Source organism: Clostridium beijerinckii (assembly GCF_018223745.1).
GTDB classification, from domain to species: domain Bacteria; phylum Bacillota; class Clostridia; order Clostridiales; family Clostridiaceae; genus Clostridium; species Clostridium beijerinckii.
The window spans coordinates 4,595,026-4,614,335 of sequence record NZ_CP073653.1; the positions used below are offsets into that span (position 1 = coordinate 4,595,026).

The 19,310-nt window shown below is 28.7% G+C and carries 15 protein-coding genes and 1 pseudogene; 1 reads left to right on the plus strand and 15 read right to left on the minus strand.

Features of this window, described 5'->3' with window-relative positions:
* The 11 genes from KEC93_RS20790 to KEC93_RS20840 form a co-directional block, all read right to left on the minus strand.
* Nucleotides 1-1,428 (minus strand): aminotransferase class I/II-fold pyridoxal phosphate-dependent enzyme, encoded by a 1,428-nt coding sequence (locus KEC93_RS20790; protein ID WP_077869556.1) that lies wholly within the window; start codon nucleotides 1,426-1,428, stop codon nucleotides 1-3.
* Between the two features lie 200 nt (nucleotides 1,429-1,628).
* Nucleotides 1,629-2,648 (minus strand): threonine aldolase family protein, encoded by a 1,020-nt coding sequence (locus tag KEC93_RS20795; RefSeq protein WP_077869555.1) that lies wholly within the window; start codon nucleotides 2,646-2,648, stop codon nucleotides 1,629-1,631.
* A gap of 14 nt (nucleotides 2,649-2,662) precedes the next feature.
* On the minus strand, nucleotides 2,663-3,907 hold the full coding sequence (locus KEC93_RS20800; RefSeq protein WP_077869554.1) for a M16 family metallopeptidase: 1,245 nt from the start codon (nucleotides 3,905-3,907) through the stop codon (nucleotides 2,663-2,665).
* Between the two features lie 380 nt (nucleotides 3,908-4,287).
* Entirely contained in the window at nucleotides 4,288-5,649 is a 1,362-nt protein-coding gene (gene scfB, locus KEC93_RS20805; RefSeq protein WP_039768325.1) for a thioether cross-link-forming SCIFF peptide maturase, read from the minus strand.
* A 61-nt stretch (nucleotides 5,650-5,710) separates the two neighbouring features.
* Nucleotides 5,711-5,848 carry a six-cysteine ranthipeptide SCIFF gene (scfA, locus tag KEC93_RS20810; protein ID WP_003371542.1) on the minus strand — a complete coding sequence of 46 codons (138 nt, stop codon included), beginning with the start codon at nucleotides 5,846-5,848 and terminating at the stop codon, nucleotides 5,711-5,713.
* 209 nt (nucleotides 5,849-6,057) lie between these two features.
* On the minus strand, nucleotides 6,058-6,321 hold the full coding sequence (locus KEC93_RS20815; RefSeq protein ID WP_012060315.1) for a PTS sugar transporter subunit IIB: 264 nt from the start codon (nucleotides 6,319-6,321) through the stop codon (nucleotides 6,058-6,060).
* Between the two features lie 199 nt (nucleotides 6,322-6,520).
* Nucleotides 6,521-7,006 carry a response regulator transcription factor gene (locus KEC93_RS20820; RefSeq protein WP_238893174.1) on the minus strand — a complete coding sequence of 162 codons (486 nt, stop codon included), beginning with the start codon at nucleotides 7,004-7,006 and terminating at the stop codon, nucleotides 6,521-6,523.
* Nucleotides 7,007-7,061: 55 nt separating this feature from the next.
* Nucleotides 7,062-8,456 carry an IS5 family transposase gene (locus tag KEC93_RS20825; RefSeq protein WP_111944659.1) on the minus strand — a complete coding sequence of 465 codons (1,395 nt, stop codon included), beginning with the start codon at nucleotides 8,454-8,456 and terminating at the stop codon, nucleotides 7,062-7,064.
* Between the two features lie 86 nt (nucleotides 8,457-8,542).
* Entirely contained in the window at nucleotides 8,543-10,537 is a 1,995-nt protein-coding gene (locus tag KEC93_RS20830; protein WP_173696072.1) for a winged helix-turn-helix domain-containing protein, read from the minus strand.
* Nucleotides 10,538-10,786: 249 nt separating this feature from the next.
* A complete protein-coding gene (gene htpG / locus KEC93_RS20835; protein WP_041899293.1) occupies nucleotides 10,787-12,721 on the minus strand; it encodes a molecular chaperone HtpG in 1,935 nt (644 codons plus the stop codon).
* Between the two features lie 213 nt (nucleotides 12,722-12,934).
* A complete protein-coding gene (locus KEC93_RS20840) occupies nucleotides 12,935-14,647 on the minus strand; it encodes a methyl-accepting chemotaxis protein (protein ID WP_077869971.1) in 1,713 nt (570 codons plus the stop codon).
* A gap of 216 nt (nucleotides 14,648-14,863) precedes the next feature.
* Between KEC93_RS20840 and KEC93_RS20845 the strand changes: the two genes are divergently transcribed.
* Nucleotides 14,864-15,628 carry a MerR family transcriptional regulator gene (locus KEC93_RS20845; protein WP_077869970.1) on the plus strand — a complete coding sequence of 255 codons (765 nt, stop codon included), beginning with the start codon at nucleotides 14,864-14,866 and terminating at the stop codon, nucleotides 15,626-15,628.
* Between the two features lie 154 nt (nucleotides 15,629-15,782).
* Here KEC93_RS20845 and KEC93_RS20850 read toward each other — a convergent pair.
* The 4 genes and pseudogenes from KEC93_RS20850 to KEC93_RS26630 all read right to left on the minus strand — a co-directional run.
* Nucleotides 15,783-16,463 (minus strand): annotated as a pseudogene (locus tag KEC93_RS20850) (HD-GYP domain-containing protein); the annotation flags it as partial.
* 86 nt (nucleotides 16,464-16,549) lie between these two features.
* Nucleotides 16,550-16,933 carry a GerW family sporulation protein gene (locus tag KEC93_RS20855; protein ID WP_077869968.1) on the minus strand — a complete coding sequence of 128 codons (384 nt, stop codon included), beginning with the start codon at nucleotides 16,931-16,933 and terminating at the stop codon, nucleotides 16,550-16,552.
* A 507-nt stretch (nucleotides 16,934-17,440) separates the two neighbouring features.
* On the minus strand, nucleotides 17,441-18,811 hold the full coding sequence (locus KEC93_RS20860) for a sensor domain-containing diguanylate cyclase/phosphohydrolase (RefSeq protein WP_238892972.1): 1,371 nt from the start codon (nucleotides 18,809-18,811) through the stop codon (nucleotides 17,441-17,443).
* A gap of 4 nt (nucleotides 18,812-18,815) precedes the next feature.
* Nucleotides 18,816-19,223: a PAS domain-containing protein gene (locus KEC93_RS26630; RefSeq protein ID WP_238892973.1), complete on the minus strand. Its 408-nt coding sequence runs from the start codon at nucleotides 19,221-19,223 to the stop codon at nucleotides 18,816-18,818.
* Nucleotides 19,224-19,310: the final 87 nt, after the last annotated feature.

A 19,310-nucleotide genomic window follows, 5' to 3' on the forward strand; every position in this document is an offset into this window, starting at 1 on the left:
TTAATTTATATCTAAAATCAGAATTTTGTTATTATTTACTCCAATTATACTTTTTTTATTTATAATATAGTCCCTTACTATTGCTATAACATCTTTTGATATTATTTCTCCTGGGCAAACCAAAGGTATTCCTGGAGGATATGGTATTATTGATTCTTTAGCTACTAAACCTTCACACTTTTCTATTTCACACCATCTGCTTTTTAATTTAAAAGTTTCATAAGGCTCAAATTTTTTAATAGGTATATTTCTAGAATATTTTATCTCTATTTCTCTAGACATATTTCTCATATCTAAATTTAAAATAGTTTCGTATATAATTTTAAAATCTTCTTCTGTATTAAATGGTGACAGGATTAAAACAACTCCTCTTGAAAAACTCATCTCAGCCTGTATCTTATTATCTCTTAGATAATCTAGAAATTTATGCCCATTATATCCTTTAGGAAGAATAACTATATATCTACTAGGATCAATTTTGTATCCTTCTATTCTATCATTATGCTTATCTAAGTCACTTTCACTTAATATATAAACTTTTCCTAGTTTATTAATTTTTTTCTTCCACTTTTCAGATTCATTTATTAATTTATCATAATCATCTTTCCCGTATGTATCTAAATAATATCTTGCATAATCTAAAGATGCCATTATCAGATAAGATGGGGAAGTTGTAGTAAATGACTTTATGTAAAAATCTATTATGTCATTCTCTTCATTTACTAAGAGATATGCTCCTTGAGTTAGAGCTGGTAAAGTTTTATGTGCACTTAAAACCACATAATCTCCTAAACTCGCAAGAGACTTTGGCAATCTTTTATTTATTCCAAAATGAGCTCCATGAGCACAGTCGATTATAACTTTTAATCCTATTCCCTTCAAATTACATATAATCTCTTCTATATCATATGTAATTCCGAAATAATTTGGATATGTTATTATAATCCCCTTTGGTTTTGAGCAATTCTCTAACGCTTTATATATATTCTCTTTATTAGGTGGTAAAAATAGTCCTAATTCATCATCAATAATAGGTTCTATATATTTAACTTTTAACTTTCTCATAATCAATCCATTATAAATTGACTTATGGCAGTTTCTTTCAACTAAAACTTCATCGCCCTCATCAAATGCTGAAAACATGGCTGCTAAGTTTCCTGATGAGCTTCCATTTACTAAAAAATAGGCTTTCTTAGCCTTATACGTTTTAGCTAATAGCTCCTGGGCTTCCTTTATTATCCCTTCTGGATAATGTAAATTATCTAATGGGTCGACCTCTGTTATATCTAAAAATCCCATTCTATTAACAAACTCCAGCCCAATTTCATCTCTAGTAAATCCAATCCCCCCCTTGTTTCCTGGCATGGAAAGAAGTAGATTTTCTTCATCATTGTATTTAAGTAATCCTTCTAATAATGGTAACTTCAAAAATACCGCTCCAATCTAATTTCAAATATAGCTAACCATGGATAAAAGCTTCATATCGACTATCAAACGATATGAAGCTTAAAACATACTTTCTATTTCATAAATTAAATACTATATACTACACTTGTGCCTTTTTTCTTAATCTTTTAAAAAATACTTAATTGTTCTTAAAAGATTCTAGTTAATACTTCATGCCTTTTTTATAGATGTAGATCTTCGATAAATTCTAATACAATTTCTTCTTTAGTTGCCCATGATGTCACTAATCTAATTGCAGTATAATTAGAATCAATTACTCTTTCAATATTAAAAGAATATTTCTCACTTAACTTTTCAATTAAATTATTAGGGAATATAGGGAACTGTTGATTTGTAAAAGATTCAGTCAAAAACTTATATCCTTCATTTACTATTGCGCCTTTTAACATAAGTGCCATTTTATTTGCATGTTTTGCAAGTTCAAAATACAGATCATCTTTGAATAATTCTTCAAATTGAATTCCAAGCAACCTTCCTTTTGCTAATAATCCACCTTTTTGCTTAATAAAATATCTAAAATCTTCTTTTAATTCATCATTGCATATTACAAGTGCTTCTCCAAAAAGCGCTCCATTTTTAGTTCCTCCAATGTAAAATGCATCAACTAATTTTGCTATATCAGCTAAAGTCAAATCATTTTCTTCCGCTACAAGTGCAGCTCCAAGTCTAGCACCATCCAAATATAATAGCAGTTTATTCCTCTTACAGCAATCATGTAAATCAATTAACTCTGCTTTCGTATATAGAGTTCCAAGTTCTGTAGAATTTGATATATATACTAATTTAGGTTGAACCATATGCTCATCGCTATGAGAATCAACAACATTTTGAATTAAATTTGGAGTAAGTTTTCCATCTTTAGTTCTCATTGTAATTACTTTATGACCAGTTGCTTCAATTGCCCCGGTTTCATGACAATTTATATGACTTGTATCTGCTCCTATTGCTGCCTGATGCGGTCTTAAAAAAGCTGATATAGCTGTAAGGTTAACCTGTGTGCCACCAACTAGTAAATGTATATCTACCTCTTCTCTATCAATTTTCTTCTTCAGCAGATTAACTGATCTTTCTGTGTACTGATCAGTACCGTAACCATCGGTTTGTTCCAAATTTGTTTCAACTAATGCATTTAATATTCTTGAGTGTGCGCCTTCACTATAATCATTTTTAAAACTGTACATAATTCTGCCTCCTTTTATGCTCTCTCAATTATCTGTGTTGTAAAATTCTTCAGTACTTTCCTACCTACTTGAAAAATCATTTCTTTTGTTAGTAACTCCATTCCTTTAATCTCATTAATATAGATTTTATAATCTCCAAACATGCAGTCATATGTAGCAAGCTCTTTGGCCAGTATTATACTCTGCTCTTCTCTAAATAATCTTTTTAATTTAAAACTCTTAATTAAACGTTCTATCTGATCATTATCAAGTTTCTTTTGCAATAAATCTAACTTTGCTATGCATCCTTCTATTAAAGATATAGCTTTATTTACATTTTCTTCTGATGTACTAAATGTGATTTTATATAGTTTTATATAATTCTCATTTGAAATTTTAGTAAGTACATCATATACTAAACCATTTTGAGTTCTTAAAACATCATAGAGAATTGAATTAACCCCATCTCCAAAATATTGATTGAAAATTCTAAGTGCCTTAATTTCTTTTTCACTCAAATCATCAATTGGAAATATCATTTCAACTTTACAGGCCCTTATTCCATCTCTTACATTGCTATAAGTTCCCTTTTGAGGATTTTCATATTCTATTAATTTTTTATTACCAGGTCCACTAATACCTTCTTGAATAATATTCTTTTTCTTCCATACTAAAAAATACTTATATATAATTTCCTTAACTATATCAAACTTTACTGATGAAATTATAACAATTGAAGTATTTCCCGGAAAATAATATTTATCATAAAATTCTTTAATATTATCTAAAGTTATATTCTCAAGATCATCAAATGTTCCTATTATAGGATACTTTATTCTTCTATTATTGAAGCAGTTAAAAAACAAATTATCCTCGCAATACTGGTCTACATCCTCGTCCCATTCTTTCAATTCTTCTTTTATGACATCCATTTCTTCTTTGAATCCATTTTCTCCAAATTCCGGGTTAATTATTATATCACTTAAAATTTCCACACCTTTTTGTAAATCTTCTCCGAGCAGAGTCCCATAATAGATTACATATGGATAGTTTGTCATAGCATTATTAAATCCAAAAATGTTACTTAGCTCTTCATTTATTTCTCTCTCAGTTCTATTTTTTGTTCCTTTATAAACCATATGCTCAGTTGCATGAGCTACTCCAAACTTTTCATTCTCAACTCCAGCTCCTGCATTTAAAGAAATACAAATTGATGATAGTTCTGAATCTGTATGTTTATAAATTAATCTCAAATCATTTTCCAAAATGTATTCTTCCAAGTATCTATTCTCCTTACATTCTTATACATTGCAATAGTAGATTTACATTAAAAATCTTATTTATAAAAATTTCTCAGTTAGAACCGAAACGCTGTGAGCTTCAATTGCAATATATACTATATTTAATTCCAAAATGTGCATTTAAAATGTTATTATATCAATTTTATTATATAAAAAGAGACCTCCTCTTGCGAAGTGCTCGATAAAAAAATCATCTATGGAAATTACTAAGTGGAAGCTATTTCATCTATACTTATTTTAATTAATTTAAGAAACAAGTATAGATTGTTAAAGCTTTTATCAATATGTCCCAAATAAGATTCTCTCAGTAGCAAAGGCAATGGAGTTCCCCTTCTTTTTAGTATATTATTATATAAACATTAATTTTCTTCAGCTTTTAGCGCAATTGCACATTCAATTCTCTTCTTTTGCATCTTGCATCCAATTTCATAAGGAATGTTCATGTCCCCATTAAAATTAAAATTGTTAGCTTGGCATCCACCACTACAGTAGAATTTTGCCCAGCACTCCCTACATTTAGGCTTATTATATATATGTGCTTTCTTAAATTTTTGAGCTAATTCTCCATTATAAGTATCTTCGTGTATACTTCCTAACTTAAATTCTTCTTTTCCAACAAATTGATGGCATGGATACACTTCTCCTTGAGGAGTTATAGCTACATATTCAAATCCTGCACCGCATCCAGAAATTCTCTTGTAAACACATGGTCCACCTTGAAGGTCTATATTAAAATGATAGAATTTAAATTCATCATTTCCTTCTCGTTTTCTTCTTGCCATTTCTTCATATAGCTTGTCATAGTTTTCAAAGATTGTATCTATATCTTCTTCTCTTAATGAAAGTGGATGTCCATTTTCTAAAACAACTGGTTCTATAGATAACTCCCTAAACCCTTCATTAACCATTGCCATTACATCTTCATAAAAATCTGTATTTTCTCTTGTGAACGTTCCTCTTACATAATAAGTTTTTCCTTTAGTTCTTCTCTTAATCATTTCTTTTATATTTGGAACTATATCATCAAAAGAACCGCTTTTATCTGGCTTAATTCTAACATTATCATTAACTTCTTTTCTGCCATCTAAAGAAAGAATTATATTTCCCATTTCTTTATCCATATAATCCATCATATCTGGAGTTAATAGAGTAGCATTAGTGGTCATTGTAAATCTTACTCTCTTTCCCCATTTTTCTTCGTTATCCCTAGCATACTTAATTATTTCTTTTATTGTGTCCATAATTAAAGTTGGCTCTCCACCAAATAAATCTATTTCTATATTTTTTCTTGGTCCACTTCTCTTAATCACATAATCAATTGCTTTTTTTGCTGTGTCTGCACTCATGACTCCGCCATGTCCATGATATTCACCCTCGTCAGCAAAACAGTACTTACATCTAAGGTTACATCCATGAATTACATTTAAACAAATAGCCTTTATGTAATCTCTATCATCCATAGAGCTATGAGCTATTTCTTCATATTGATCTTCTGAATATAAAATTCCTTCTTCAGCTAACTCTTGAATTTCATCATAAGCCTCTGAAATCTCTTCTTCATTATATTTTCCCTTAAGTTCCTGTAATATTTCTTTCTTATTTCTTAATTGGCTATCATCTAATATATCATAAACTAGTTCATCTACAACATGAACAGCTCCTGTATTCACATCTAAAACAAAATAATTTTCGCCTTGTTTAAATTTATGTATTAAAGACAATTCTTTTTCCTCCTAAACATATAAAGTAAGCAGTAACTATATAGTTACTGCTTGAAGATTATTAGTTTTCACATTCTAAGTTTGCAACTGTGCAAGATGTCTTACAAGCTGATTGACATGAGTTTGCACATTCTTTGCATCCTGGCTTACATAAACTATTTTTAATGTTTGTTTTGTTTATAGTTTTTATATGTTTCATTACAAAATCCTCCATTTTAAATATATCCTTAGCTATTATATCATAATATACTAAAGTATAAAAGATTTGCTGGCCCTCTTTTTATTTATATTTCTGTTTATATGAAATTATAAATAGAAATACTAAATAAACTGTCAAAGGTTCTTAGCTAGAGGTTGTTCCATATTTTTTTATTTAAATCACTATATCTTCAAACTGCTACCACAATATTACTTTCTTGTCTTATATATATTAATAAACTCACTAATTAATATTCTTGCAGCAGTACCATCAATAATAATTTGAAATTGTTCCCTTGTCTCTACAATGCCACGTACACTTTCTATCTTTTTTAAAATTCCAACATCCACTTTTTTAGTGTCCTTTAATCTCAATCTTAATCTAGTCATGCAATTTTCTACACACAAAATATTTTCTTCTGATCCAACCAAATTAAAAAGTTCCCTTGCTATCTTACCAAAATCTGTGATCATCTCTCTTTTCCCCCATCCTTCAATTAGCAATCTATAATAAAAATAGCCAACACTCAATAAATAAAATATTAAAAATTGCTGGCTTTTATAACTCTATTCAGTTTTAAAGTATTATTAATATCTCATGAGATGATTATACATACATATAAATGATTTGTGTATTATACTAAAGTATAATTTTGATTTAATTTGTATCATTTTATATTATACCTTTTTCTTTCAATTGATTAATTGCTATTGTTTTGTTTCTCACATTTAACTTGCAATAAACAGATGCAATATGTTTTTTCACAGTAACTAAAGCAATATTTAGTTTATCTGAAATCTCAGATTGCTTATATCCATGATATACCAATTTCATTATCTCAATCTCCCTTGGAGTCAACTCTATTTTTTCTAAATTACAATATCTTTTTAGATATATCTGATTATATTCTTTGCACTTTGGGATTAAACATTTTACATACGCACTTTCATTTTTAATAGATTCGAGTAATGGTAATATATGTGGGGCTAATTCAACAAAACACATTACAATGTGGTCTTTTTCTGCTAGTTCAATGGCTTTTAGCAGGGACTTTTTTGCAATTTCTCTTCCATATAGCTTGGACTTTGCGATTGAATCAAATATGTATGCATATATTATTCCAAATATACTTTTTTTACCCGTATAAACTTCCAACATAATTTCTACTTGGATTTCTAACTCTATGTAGGGGGTGCTTTAAAACCCCCTATATTTATATGTAGTATTCCAAAATATAGTAATTTGTAAAATGGCGTAGAATGACCCTCAATTTTTTATCAAGGTTCATTACAAAAAATGCCATATTAATAACGCACTCAGCAGTTTCTTTTAAATCTGCAAATATTCTGGCTAAACCATATCTAGTTTTACCAGTACCAAACTTTCCCTCAACTTCATTTCTTTCGCATGTATCAACATACTCTTGATTTTTTTCAGCTTTAGTTTTATTCTTTTTAGGTCTGCCTAAAGCAGGGCCGGTAATGCTAATTCCATTTTCTTTGCAATAGTTTAAGTTTTTTCTATTTCTATAAATTTTATCAGCCAATATTCTTTCAGGATAAAAGCCATTTCTTGCTTTATAACTCTCTGTTATAGGTATTAAGCTTTCGCATTCGTTGTAAGCATCCCAACTCAACTTTTCCATTCTAACATAACCATTAGCAACACTTATTTCAACTTTTGCCCCGAATTCCGTAGGAGCTTTAGTTTTTCCTCTAACAATTGGTCTAACATGTGGTTGACTGATACTAACAATCCTATTTTCTACTGTATGTTTTCTATTATCAAACATATATTTTTGTTGATGATATAACTGTAAAATCACTTCATATTCTTCTGATTGTCGACTATTAAGCTTTTTTCCATTCGCAATAAAATTTACTACATATCCAATATCTCTAGCAATATAATTTAATTGTTTCCTTATAGCTTTGCGCATCTTTTTAGAATTTTTCTTTCTGGCCTTTGAAACATTTAGAAAATCCTTACGCGCAATTTTCCTATAAGTTCTAGGCTTTTTAGATTCAGAAGGATTATGCAATTGATCAATATATCCTTCAAGTTTTTCTCTTGCAGAATTTAAAAGATTTAAATCTTGTGGATAAGTTATATCGGCTGGAGTACATGTTGCATCAATAATGATAGTGCCTTGATTAGATTGATCTGAATCATTTCCATCATCATTATCGTCATGCTTATCTTTATCATCATTATTTTTAGTAGTATCTTTAAGAATAGTATTATTCATTTCAATAATCATATCATCATCAATTCTTTTTCGAAATTCAACCATTGAAGACGCTCCAAATGGTGCGGAATTTTGGAATTCTTTCAAACCAATAAAATATTGAAGGTAAGGATTTTCGGCGATAGCAGATACCGTTTCACGATCGGAACAATTAAGTTTTTGCTTTATTATTAAGCTTCCTAATACAATTCGAAATGGTTTTGATGGACGACCATTATTAATGAATTGTTTAGCATATGTTTCTTCAAATTCATGCCATGGTATTATTGACGCTAATTTAACCCACCTATTATTTTTATCTAATTCTCCGTATGGAAATATAAAATCTTCTATTTTTAATTGGTTATCAATTGAATACATATAAATTCACTCCTAAGTGCAAGGGTTTTTACCCTATATTTAAAATATCTATGCACTTAGTATTCCATAAAATATCATACATAATACTATTCCAAACACTTAAGCCAATTTGGAGCAGCCCCTATGTAACTCCCCTTAAGTATCATCGCTAAACCTGTGATAACATGGTTCATTCCTATAACAGGCATAATATTTTTTGATTCATGACTTTCTATATTTTTAATCCACTTATTTAAATTTTCTAAATTACCAGTGATTCCATCAATATATCCTATAGCTATCTGTGAACCGTTAAGAAAGATTGGAATATTAAGATTTTCATACTCTTTAATCAGATTATAAAAATTATTTTTAACCTCATTTTTATAATTTTTATTCACACAAATCCTTGTTAACAGAAATAATGAACAAATTATTATGCTTGTCTGTTTTTTTGTTTTAGCTTTATGAAATGCCTTATATGCAAACAATTCTCCATTTTTAGAATCTCCTGTTTCATAAAAATATTCAGCCATCATAAGGTAATTTGCACCTGCTGCTCCACCATTTGATATATGAATAAAATAATTTATTCCTTGTTGAAAAAATTCCACTAACTCTTTCAAATTTCCTACTTTTCTGTGAAATAAGTATAAAAAATGAGGTGATCCAAAAGTTGCCGGCATTTTATTATTTGCTATTCTCGACCCCCCTCCTTTAAAGAGCTCGTAGGCCTTTTTATGGTACTCTATCATTCTCCTAACATTATAAAAGACTAATATGCTCTCCAAAAATGCGATTTCACCTAGTATTTGATTTTTATCTTTAAGATTTTTATCTTCTATATAGATAGCTTTAGCCTCATACAATAACTTAGCACCAGCTATTCTATTTCCGTAAAGAATATAAAAAAATAAATAAGTTAAATAAGCTATAGGCCTTTTTATCTTCTCACTGATAGTAAGCTCATTAAAAACTGGTTTTATAATTTCTTTATATAAATTAGTAAGATCTATTGTATAATTTCTCTCTATTAAATCTAGTATACGTTCGTAATTCTTAGCCTTATAATAGTATTCCATTGCATATATGTCATTAAAATTTTTAGCATACCAATCACCACAAATGTTATTTACTTTCATTAAATCTACATTTGATAATGCTAATTCTTCTTCTAATGCATTTTTAAGGATTGAATGTAGTCTATATATTTTTTCCTTCTTATCGTATCTTATAAAGCAATTATTGGAACATACTCTTCTAATTACCTCCTTGGATCTTTCATCTTCAGTAATATACATGGCTTGTTCGATCGTGAAATTCTCAACCAATGCGAGTTTTAATAAAATCTGCTTGGTAACTTCATCAAATTTATCATATACAGCTATTTTAATTAACTCTGTTGCTTTTGGTATATTATCAAATGTATTTTGACTGTAATATTGAATTAACGCAAGATACATAGCTGAAGTCCATCCACCAGTATATTCGTATAGTTCTTTTTCTTCTACTTCTGTCAATATTATTCCATTAATCTTAAAGAAATTTATCGTTTCATCAAAGGTGAATGCAATATCCTCCTGACGCATTATCATACATTTTTGCTTTAGCTCAAGTTCTATATACTCATTTGCCGGCTTTTTTCTACTTATTATAACTATGTGTAAATTACTTATATCTTCCAATATTATAGCTTTTATTAAATGATTAATATAAACTATTTTTTCATCATCCCAGTCATCAATAATAATGATGGTTTCTTGCCTTATCTCATTTCTAATTATATCTATTATCTTATAAACATCTTTATTATTATTAGGAACCCCGTAGGCATATAACATTTCACCTAACTTAAAATTGATATTTTTAATTAAATCACAAAATTTTTTCCATATCCACATATCATCAATTTCATCGTTTGTTATATCAAGCCAAATTGTTTGCACTCGTTTATTCTTCTCTATAAAATTTCTAACTGCAATGGATTTTCCGTAGCCCATAGATGCTGATATAAAATATATAGGTATTCGAAAAATTTCTTGCAATAGCTTATTAATGCGCTTTCTATATAATAGTTTAGGTCTAAAAATTTCATTTTTCATATATAAATATCCCTTCATTTAAGCAAATGTATGTGAAAACTACATTAGAATATTTTATCATACTTAAAATTTCATTTCAAATTTAACCTTTACTGTTAAAATTATACTAAACTTCACATAAAAATCTGTTTCGTAGACTGTGTATTTCCAATACTTTCAAAAGTTATCAGCAGATTTAACTTAATTAATAATTTCCCAAAGAAAAATAAAGTTCCAAGCACTTAAACTTGAAACTTTATTAACGATATCTTAAAGAGCAACTACTTTATTTAAAAGCATATTATTTCTCTTTATAAATTCATCCATTTCAGCTGCATCTAATTCCTTATTTGCAATTTTAGCTAAATCTAAAATATGCTCACAGATAAATTTAACATCTTCCTTTTTGCTTTCATTCTTAGAAACTTCTAGAAGCTTCTTAATTATTGCACTCTTATTGTTTATAACTAAAGTTTTTTCTTCATCGAACATACCTGGGAAGCTCATTCCTGATTTTGCATACATCTTACTCATTTGAGCCATTCTTCTTGACTCTTCTGAAACTAAAATAAGTGCCGGAATTTCTTCATTCTTCAATCCTTCAATAGATAAATTCTTGATTTTGTCTCCTAGTGCAGTCTTAAATAGATCCTCTATTTCCTTATTTAAAGCTTTTATAGTCTCATCATTTTCATCTTCTTTACTTCCTAATGTATCTGAAATATCAGAATCAATTCTCTTGAATTTAATTCCTGATTCATGCATTTCCAAGAACGAAATAAAGTGATCATCTAGTGAGCAATCTAATATAACAGCATCTAAATCATTCTCTTTAAACATCTTTATATATTGAGATTGTTGTTTTTCATCATTAGCATAAAATACTTTGTTTTCATGCTTTTCTTTATTGGCTTCAAGATAATCCTTTAATGTTACGAATTCACCCTTTAAATTCTTAAAGATTATTATTTCCTTTATCTTATCATAGAATTTTTGATCTCTTAGGCAGCCGTATTTAATGAATATTTGTATATCTGGCCAGAATTTATTAAATTCTTCTCTGCTATTTTTAAACAGGTCAACTAATTTATCTGCTACCTTTTTAACTATATGATTAGATATTTTTGAAACTTCCTTATCATTTTGAAGGAAACTTCTTGATACATTTAAAGGTAGGTCTGGGCAATCAATAGTACCTTTTAAAAGTAATAAGAATTCAGGTATTACTTCTTTAATGTTATCTGCAACGAAGACTTGGTTATTATATAACTTAACTTGACCTTCTGTTGCTTCAAATTCATGAGTTAATTTAGGGAAATATAATATTCCTTTTAAATTAAACGGATAATCTACATTTAAATGAATCCAGAACAATGGCTCATTGAAATCCATAAATACTTTTCTATAGAAATCCTTATATTCCTCATCTGTACAATCCTTAGGCGCTTTAACCCATAATGGATTTGTATCGTTTAATGGCTTTGGTGCTTCTGGTTCCACTAATTCTTGATATTCAGTTCCATCTTCTTTCTTCTTCGTTTCATATTTAGGTTCTTCTTTTGGCTTATTTTCATCTTCTAAATATATTTCTGTAGGTAAGAAAGAACAGTATTTCTTGATTATTTCTCTTACCTTATATTCTTCCAAGAATTCTGAGCTTTCATCATCTATATATAGTGTTACTGTTGTACCCCTTGTTGTTCTTTCGCTAGAAGATCCAATTTCATATTCTGTTCCACCTGTACATTCCCACTTAACGGCTTCAGCGCCTTCTCTAAATGATAGTGTATCTATTTCTACCTTAGTAGATACCATGAAAGTTGAATAAAATCCAAGCCCGAAGTGACCAATTATATCCTTACCTTCATCCATTTTATCTTTATATTTTTCCATAAAATCCGTTGCTCCAGAAAACGCAACCTGATTTATATATTTTTTAACCTCTTCCTCTGTCATACCAATACCATTGTCTATGAATTTAAGAGTCTTCTTTTCCTTATTTATTGATACAACAACTTTGTATTGCTCGTCTCCGTTTGTTGTTGCTTCTCCTAGGGAAACTAATCTTTGAAATTTACTAATTGCATCGCATGCATTACTTATAACTTCTCTGATAAATATATCCTTATCAGAGTATAGCCATTTTTTAATAATAGGAAATATGTTTTCTGTGTCAATTGATATGTTACCATTTTCTTTTATCATGATATTACCTCCTGTTATTTTTTCTAGAAAATATTTTAATGCAAAGAATATTTATTGTCAAATTCTTCTTATAACTTTATTTTAAACTTATACATTAATTTAATAAAGAAAGAATATATGTTGTAAAATGTCTTTCTCACATAATAGCCTAAAACTATCATTTTGATATAGTACAACATATATTCTAAATTATATATTAGAATCAAAATCTTATTATATCTTAAATTTTAAAACAATATCATTAAGCTTTTGAGATAGTTCGGCTTGACTTTGCGAAGATTTGGCAATATCACTAACAGCTAATGTTATTTCATTAATACTATTCAGTACTTCTTCTGAACCTGCACCCGACTCTTCTGCTGTCGCAGATACAGTTTGCATAGCTTGATTTATTTGTTCTATAACTTCATTTATCTGATTAGATGAAGATGCAAATTCTTCAGTCATTTCATTAACAAATTCAGCGTCTTTTTCATATTGAATGCCAGTATTCATAAGTAATTCATAGCTTGGCTTTACATTTTGAGCTATATAGTTAAGTATATCTTCTCCACTTTGAGATAAATTTTCGAATGCAGCCTGCACCTGTAAAACCATACCTTGTATACTTGAAACTGCCTCTGATGATTGTTCTGCAAGTTTTCTTACCTCGTCTGCAACCACAGCAAATCCTTTTCCGTTTTCACCAGCTCTTGCTGCTTCAATTGCCGCATTAAGTGCAAGTAAATTAGTTTGTGATGCTATATCCCCTATAGCATTAGCCATCAATTTTACCTCATTCACTACTTTACCATCTTCTATGGCTTTTATAATATTTGCTTTCTTTTCCTCATAAATACTGTTTCCTTGTTCTATATTTTCTGAAGCTTTTCTCTTTATTTCAAGAGAGCGATTCTTTATTTCCCCTACTGAAACAGCCGCATCATTTGCTCTATTAGCGAGTTCATTTGTTGTCGCTCCAATTTCTTCTGCTGATGCACTTACTTCTTCTGTTATAGCACTCAGATCTTGGGCTCCTTTAGATATTTGTTCAATTGATTCATTTATATCATTCATCTTAGAAGAAACATCATGTGTTGTAGCCGATAGTTCTTCTCCTGATGAACTTATATCATTGGATCCATCTATTATTACGCTTATTAATCTTCTTATGTTTTCATTAGCTTTATTTAAGGCTCTTGCCATACTGCCAATTTCATCCTTAGAGCTTATCTCTATTTCCTGAGTTAAATCTCCTTCTTCTAAGTGCTGTGCATATAATAATACTTTTTTTAAATTATTTGATATGAGTGTAGCAATTATAACACCTAATAAAACTGCAGTAATAAAACCTAAAATAATTGTTGTTACCATTATATAAAAAGATTTATTATTGACCTTATTATTAGATAAGCTTTTATCTGATGCTTTTTGTTCAGTAATTTTAACTAATTTATCAATATTATTAGTTAACTTCTCTCTTATGTTTGCGCTTTCTTTGCTAACACTCATAGCTTCGTCGTACTTTCCATCACTTGCTAGACTTATTATTTTATCAGATGAATTCCTATAATCTGTTAAATCACTTTTTATTTCTTTATATATTTTATTTTCGTCTTCATTCATATCTGATTGTTCATATATTTTAAGGATCTCATTGTTTTTATCTCTATAACCATCTATATTACTTATTGTCTGGCTAACTTTACTAAAATCCTTACTGTTTAATAAATTCAAAATTTCTAATCTAGAATGTAATGTATTTGAGTTAAAATCTTGTAGATTTTTTAGCACTTGGAAATCTTTTTCATATAACGCATTAGAATTAGAATTTATTTTACTTACACTAAGTATTCCTATAACTCCAACTACTGCAATAAATATAGATATTATAAAGAAACTGATCTGTAATTTATATTTTATTTTTAAATTATTAAACCATCTCACACCGCTTTCCCCCTTTGTTGATATTTGTAATCAACTAATAATTCTTATTAAAATTTTAACATAATTTACCCATTTTTGCACTTATTTTTTGTATTTTTCACTAAATTCCAAAAATTAATTTGTACAATATTATTTTTTATTAAAACAATTACAAATAATACTATTGACATTAACGCTACGTAAAGGTGTAAATTAATCTTGTAAGGAGGCAATCACATGGAATATACAGTGCAAAAACTAAGCAAACTGGCTGGTATCAGCACAAGAACGCTTAGATATTACGATGAGATAGGGATTCTTAAGCCGGCAAGAATTAATTCATCTGGATATCGGATTTATAGCCAAAAAGAAATAGACAGGTTACAGCAAATATTATTTTACAAGGAATTAGGAGTAGATCTTGAAAGTATAAAAAGTATGTTGTTATCACCAGATTTCAATAATACCAGTGCACTCAAAGAGCATCGCGAAAAGCTTCTTACAAAACGCAAACAACTAGATATATTAATAGCTAATGTTGATAAAACGCTAGCTTCATCAGAAGGGAGAATTATAATGAGTGATAAAGAAAAATTTGAAGGTTTTAAACAAAAGATGATAGATGAAAATGAAAATAAATATGGTAATGAAATACGTTCCAAATATGGTAATGATATTATAAATAAATCAAATAAAAAATTTCAAAGTATGAGTAAAGAACAATATGAAGAATTCGAAAAGTTAGTTATTAAACTTATGGATACACTAAAGGATGCTTTTAAAACTAATGATCCTTCAAGCGAGCCTGCACAAAAAGCTGCTGATTTACACCGCCAATGGCTAGCTTATTCTTGGAGCGAGTACTCAAAGGAAGCCCATGCAGGTCTTGCCAAAATGTATGTTGATGATGAACGATTTACTGCCTATTATGATAAGGATCAATCTGGCCTGGCCGCTTTTTTAAGAGATGCTATTTTTATATACACTGGAATAAAAAAATAATTTTATAAATTTAAATATATCAGTGAAAATACTATTCCAAAATTAATAGGCTGTCGATTTTATCGACAGCCTATTAAATGATTATACTATATATTATAATTTGATTATTATTATCTTAATTTATTGAATTCGGTTTACATATTTCTTACAGGGCTTATTTTTTTGTTATTTGTTCAATAAATAAATTTACTAATTCAGGATCAAATTGAATTCCCGAATTTCTTTTTAATTCCTCTATAGCAAATTCTTCTGTTAATGCTTTTCTATAAGGACGCTCACTAGTCATAGCATCATATGCATCTACTATAGATATAATTCTAGATTCAAAAGGTATATCTATATCCTTAATGCCTTTTGGATATCCTTCTCCATTCCACATTTCATGATGAGAAAGTACATACTTTGCAATTTCTGACATTTCATTTACTGTACTTAATATCCTATACCCTATTTCTGGATGACGTTTGATTTCATTATACTCATCCTCTGTAAGTCTCTCTGGCTTATCAAGAATATTTTCCTCTATTGCTATTTTACCTATATCATGTAGCAATCCGGCATTTTTTAATTCTTGGATTTTCCTTTTAGGTACTCCAATATTCTTTCCCATAAGTTCACACAGATTAGCAACTCTCACAGAATGTTGCTCTTCCCTTTTATTTTTCTCATTAAGAGTGTTTATTATTGTATCAATAGTTTTACCTCTCATATTTGAACTTTCAAAAAGCTTTCTCTTATACATATAATCCTCTGCTTTTATGAATATTTCTTGAATCATTTCATCTTCATGACATTTAGTTTCATAACCGAATGAAATAGATATATCCAAACCCTTTTATTTCCTCCCAACCTTTAGGTTAAATAAATATTTATGTAATATACTTTATAGCATTTCATCAATTAGTTCTATACGATACCTATTTATGAACTAAGATTTATCTCTTCCTTTATATTTTCCTTATTAATATTAAATTTCCCAACTCTGTCAGGAATACAGCTAAGTATATCATCTAGATCATTTAGTCCCCTTAGTTTCATTATAGTAGTTTCACCATCTCTAATTATTAAAATTGCATCTAGAGATACACTTACCCCTATACATTCGCCAATGTCTACACCTTTCATTCCTTTGAAACCATCACATTTTTCTCCCACTATTCCGCAACTAACCATAACACTTATAATAGGTATAAGAATTACTTCTTCTAAAATAACCGGTTTTCCTATAACTCTTTCTTTTATGAAATGTTTTCCTGATTTAATAAATAAGTCATCTATATCTTCTTTTTTAGCTCTATTATACATATTGTTCCCTCCTAGATTTAATATAAGCTTAGTAACATTTAATACCTCTATTTTAAATACTTCTATAAAACTATATATATTTCAATTCATAGTATACATTTCATAATTCACCATTACGTCTAAAATTCTCGTAATATTCTTAGAATTATCATGAAGAATTATTTTTGTAATATATATCAGCATTTTAATATTTGGTATAATCGGCTTAAAGATAAGCATTATACACTTAAATAAATATATTAGTAATTATTTCCCAATAACTCAAAATTTAAATCTTTTCTCTTATTAATAAATATTAAAATATCATTATTCCTAACCTACATCACACTTGTATTTTTATAAAGTTTTGATTCTCAAAAAATAAAAAAATATGACTTAGAGGATATATTTTCTCTAAATATCCTCTAAATCATATTTCATTCTTATATTCTAAAAGCTTTTTACTTAATTAAATCTAATTTATTATTTTCAGTAAAATTAACATTATCCAATCATAGGTAATTATAATTAATATGGAATCTTATTTTTTAAATAATCAGTAAAACATTTTACTATTTGTGGATCAAATTGAGTCCCAGAGCACCTTTTTAACTCTTTTATAGCTTCTTCTTTGCCTATAGCCTTCTTATACACTCTGTCATTAGTCATAACATCATAAGAATCCGCTACATTAATTATTCTCGCCATTAAAGGAATTTCTTCTCCAACTAATCCTAAAGGATACCCATTTCCATCCCATTTCTCATGATGTGTTAATACACATTTAGCAACATTTCCAAGCTCGCTCGATGCATTTATAATTCTGTATCCTTTTTCTGTATGAGTTTTCATTATTTCAAATTCTTCTTTTGTCAACTTTCCTGGCTTTAATAATATATCTTCATTAACACCTATTTTACCTATATCATGTAAACTTGCAACTAATGCTAACTCATCTAGTTCTGAAATTTTTAACCTCAATTTTTTTCCTATTTCTAAAGCATATTTTGTTACTCTTTCAGTATGTTCATTTGTTTCCATATTTTTCTCTTCTAGACTTTTTTTCAACGAATCCATAATTGAGCTTCTAATACTTTTCTTTTCTAATAATTTTTGTCGATATACTTTTTCTTCTACCTTGTTTATGCAATCGTATATATCTTCCTGTAATGAATATTTTATTCCCTCACCTAATGCAATGCTTAATTGCATAAATTTATAATCTGATTGTTCGCATTTTTTTGTGATTTTTCTAATAACTTTTTCACATTTTGATTCATCACAATTAGGTATAAGAATTATGAATTCATCTCCGCCCCATCTAAATACATATCCATTAGGATGACATATCTCTTTAAGAACTCCAGCTATACTTCTAAGTAAATTATCTCCTTCTAGATGTCCTAAAGTATCATTTACTATTTTAAGCCCGTTTACATCTCCCATTATTATTCCTAATGGCAAATATTGCTCATGGTTTAATTCTTTAATCTTTTCTTCAAAACTATATCTATTATATAAGCCTGTGAGAATATCTATTTCACTTAAATATCGTAATCTTTCCTCTAAGATCTTTCTTTCCGTTATATCTCTAGATAACCCTACCAATCCCCATACTTGTCCATCTTTATCTACAACAGGTATTTTAACATTCTCTTCAATTATTTCTCTACCATTCTCATTTTGTATCCTATGCTCAAAATAAGTAGCCTTTTTTGTTACCATGATTTTATTATCCTGATCAATGAATTTTTTCGCTTCATTGTAGTTACCGTATATCTCCAAATCAGTTTTGCCTATTATTTCTTTTACGCCTCTCTTTTTATAAAAATCTTCAAACTTCTTATTAAATCCAAGAAATCTGCTTTCCTTATCTTTATAAAAAATAGATTCTGGCACTGCATCAATTATTGTTCTTAATATGTTTTTTTGTTTTTTCTATTTCTGCTTCTCTTAATTTTCTATCATTTATATCAATTATAATACCAGCTACGGCTTTAGGCTCTCCATCATTATCTAGTATGGGAAATATAAAACACTCAACACAGTTGTCATTTACTATACCTTCTACAACATAAGTCTTCCTTTTCCTTAGGCACTCATTTATTTGCTCATCATATATTTTTGCTTTCTCTAAAGGAAAAGCCTCTTTATTTGTCTTGCCTTTAACATCTTCCAGTTTTATATTATACATATCTTCATAATACCTATTAAAGAATATTATTGTCGTATCAATTCCTTCAATCCAAACCGGCCAAGGTATATTACTTAAAAATGATTTATATATTTCCCCTAGATACTTTTCTTCCATCGCTTCGGTATTCCCCTTTTATGCTAAGTTTATTATAATTTGATTTTACTATCTCTTAACATAATTGTCTACCGAAGCAATTATTTT

What these genes read in the sequence shown, in the direction of transcription:
- KEC93_RS20795 (WP_077869555.1), bottom strand. Translation starts at nt 2,648, where the DNA reads ATGTACAGTTTTAAAAATGATTATAGTGAAGGCGCACACTCAAGAATA.
- scfA (WP_003371542.1), bottom strand. Translation starts at nt 5,848, where the DNA reads ATGAAACATATAAAAACTATAAACAAAACAAACATTAAAAATAGTTTA.
- KEC93_RS20815 (WP_012060315.1), bottom strand. Translation starts at nt 6,321, where the DNA reads ATGATCACAGATTTTGGTAAGATAGCAAGGGAACTTTTTAATTTGGTT.
- KEC93_RS20820 (WP_238893174.1), bottom strand. Translation starts at nt 7,006, where the DNA reads ATGTTGGAAGTTTATACGGGTAAAAAAAGTATATTTGGAATAATATAT.
- KEC93_RS20825 (WP_111944659.1), bottom strand. Translation starts at nt 8,456, where the DNA reads ATGTATTCAATTGATAACCAATTAAAAATAGAAGATTTTATATTTCCA.
- KEC93_RS20830 (WP_173696072.1), bottom strand. Translation starts at nt 10,537, where the DNA reads ATGAAAAATGAAATTTTTAGACCTAAACTATTATATAGAAAGCGCATT.
- htpG (WP_041899293.1), bottom strand. Translation starts at nt 12,721, where the DNA reads ATGATAAAAGAAAATGGTAACATATCAATTGACACAGAAAACATATTT.
- KEC93_RS20845 (WP_077869970.1), top strand. Translation starts at nt 14,864, where the DNA reads ATGGAATATACAGTGCAAAAACTAAGCAAACTGGCTGGTATCAGCACA.
- KEC93_RS20855 (WP_077869968.1), bottom strand. Translation starts at nt 16,933, where the DNA reads ATGTATAATAGAGCTAAAAAAGAAGATATAGATGACTTATTTATTAAA.
- KEC93_RS26630 (WP_238892973.1), bottom strand. Translation starts at nt 19,223, where the DNA reads ATGGAAGAAAAGTATCTAGGGGAAATATATAAATCATTTTTAAGTAAT.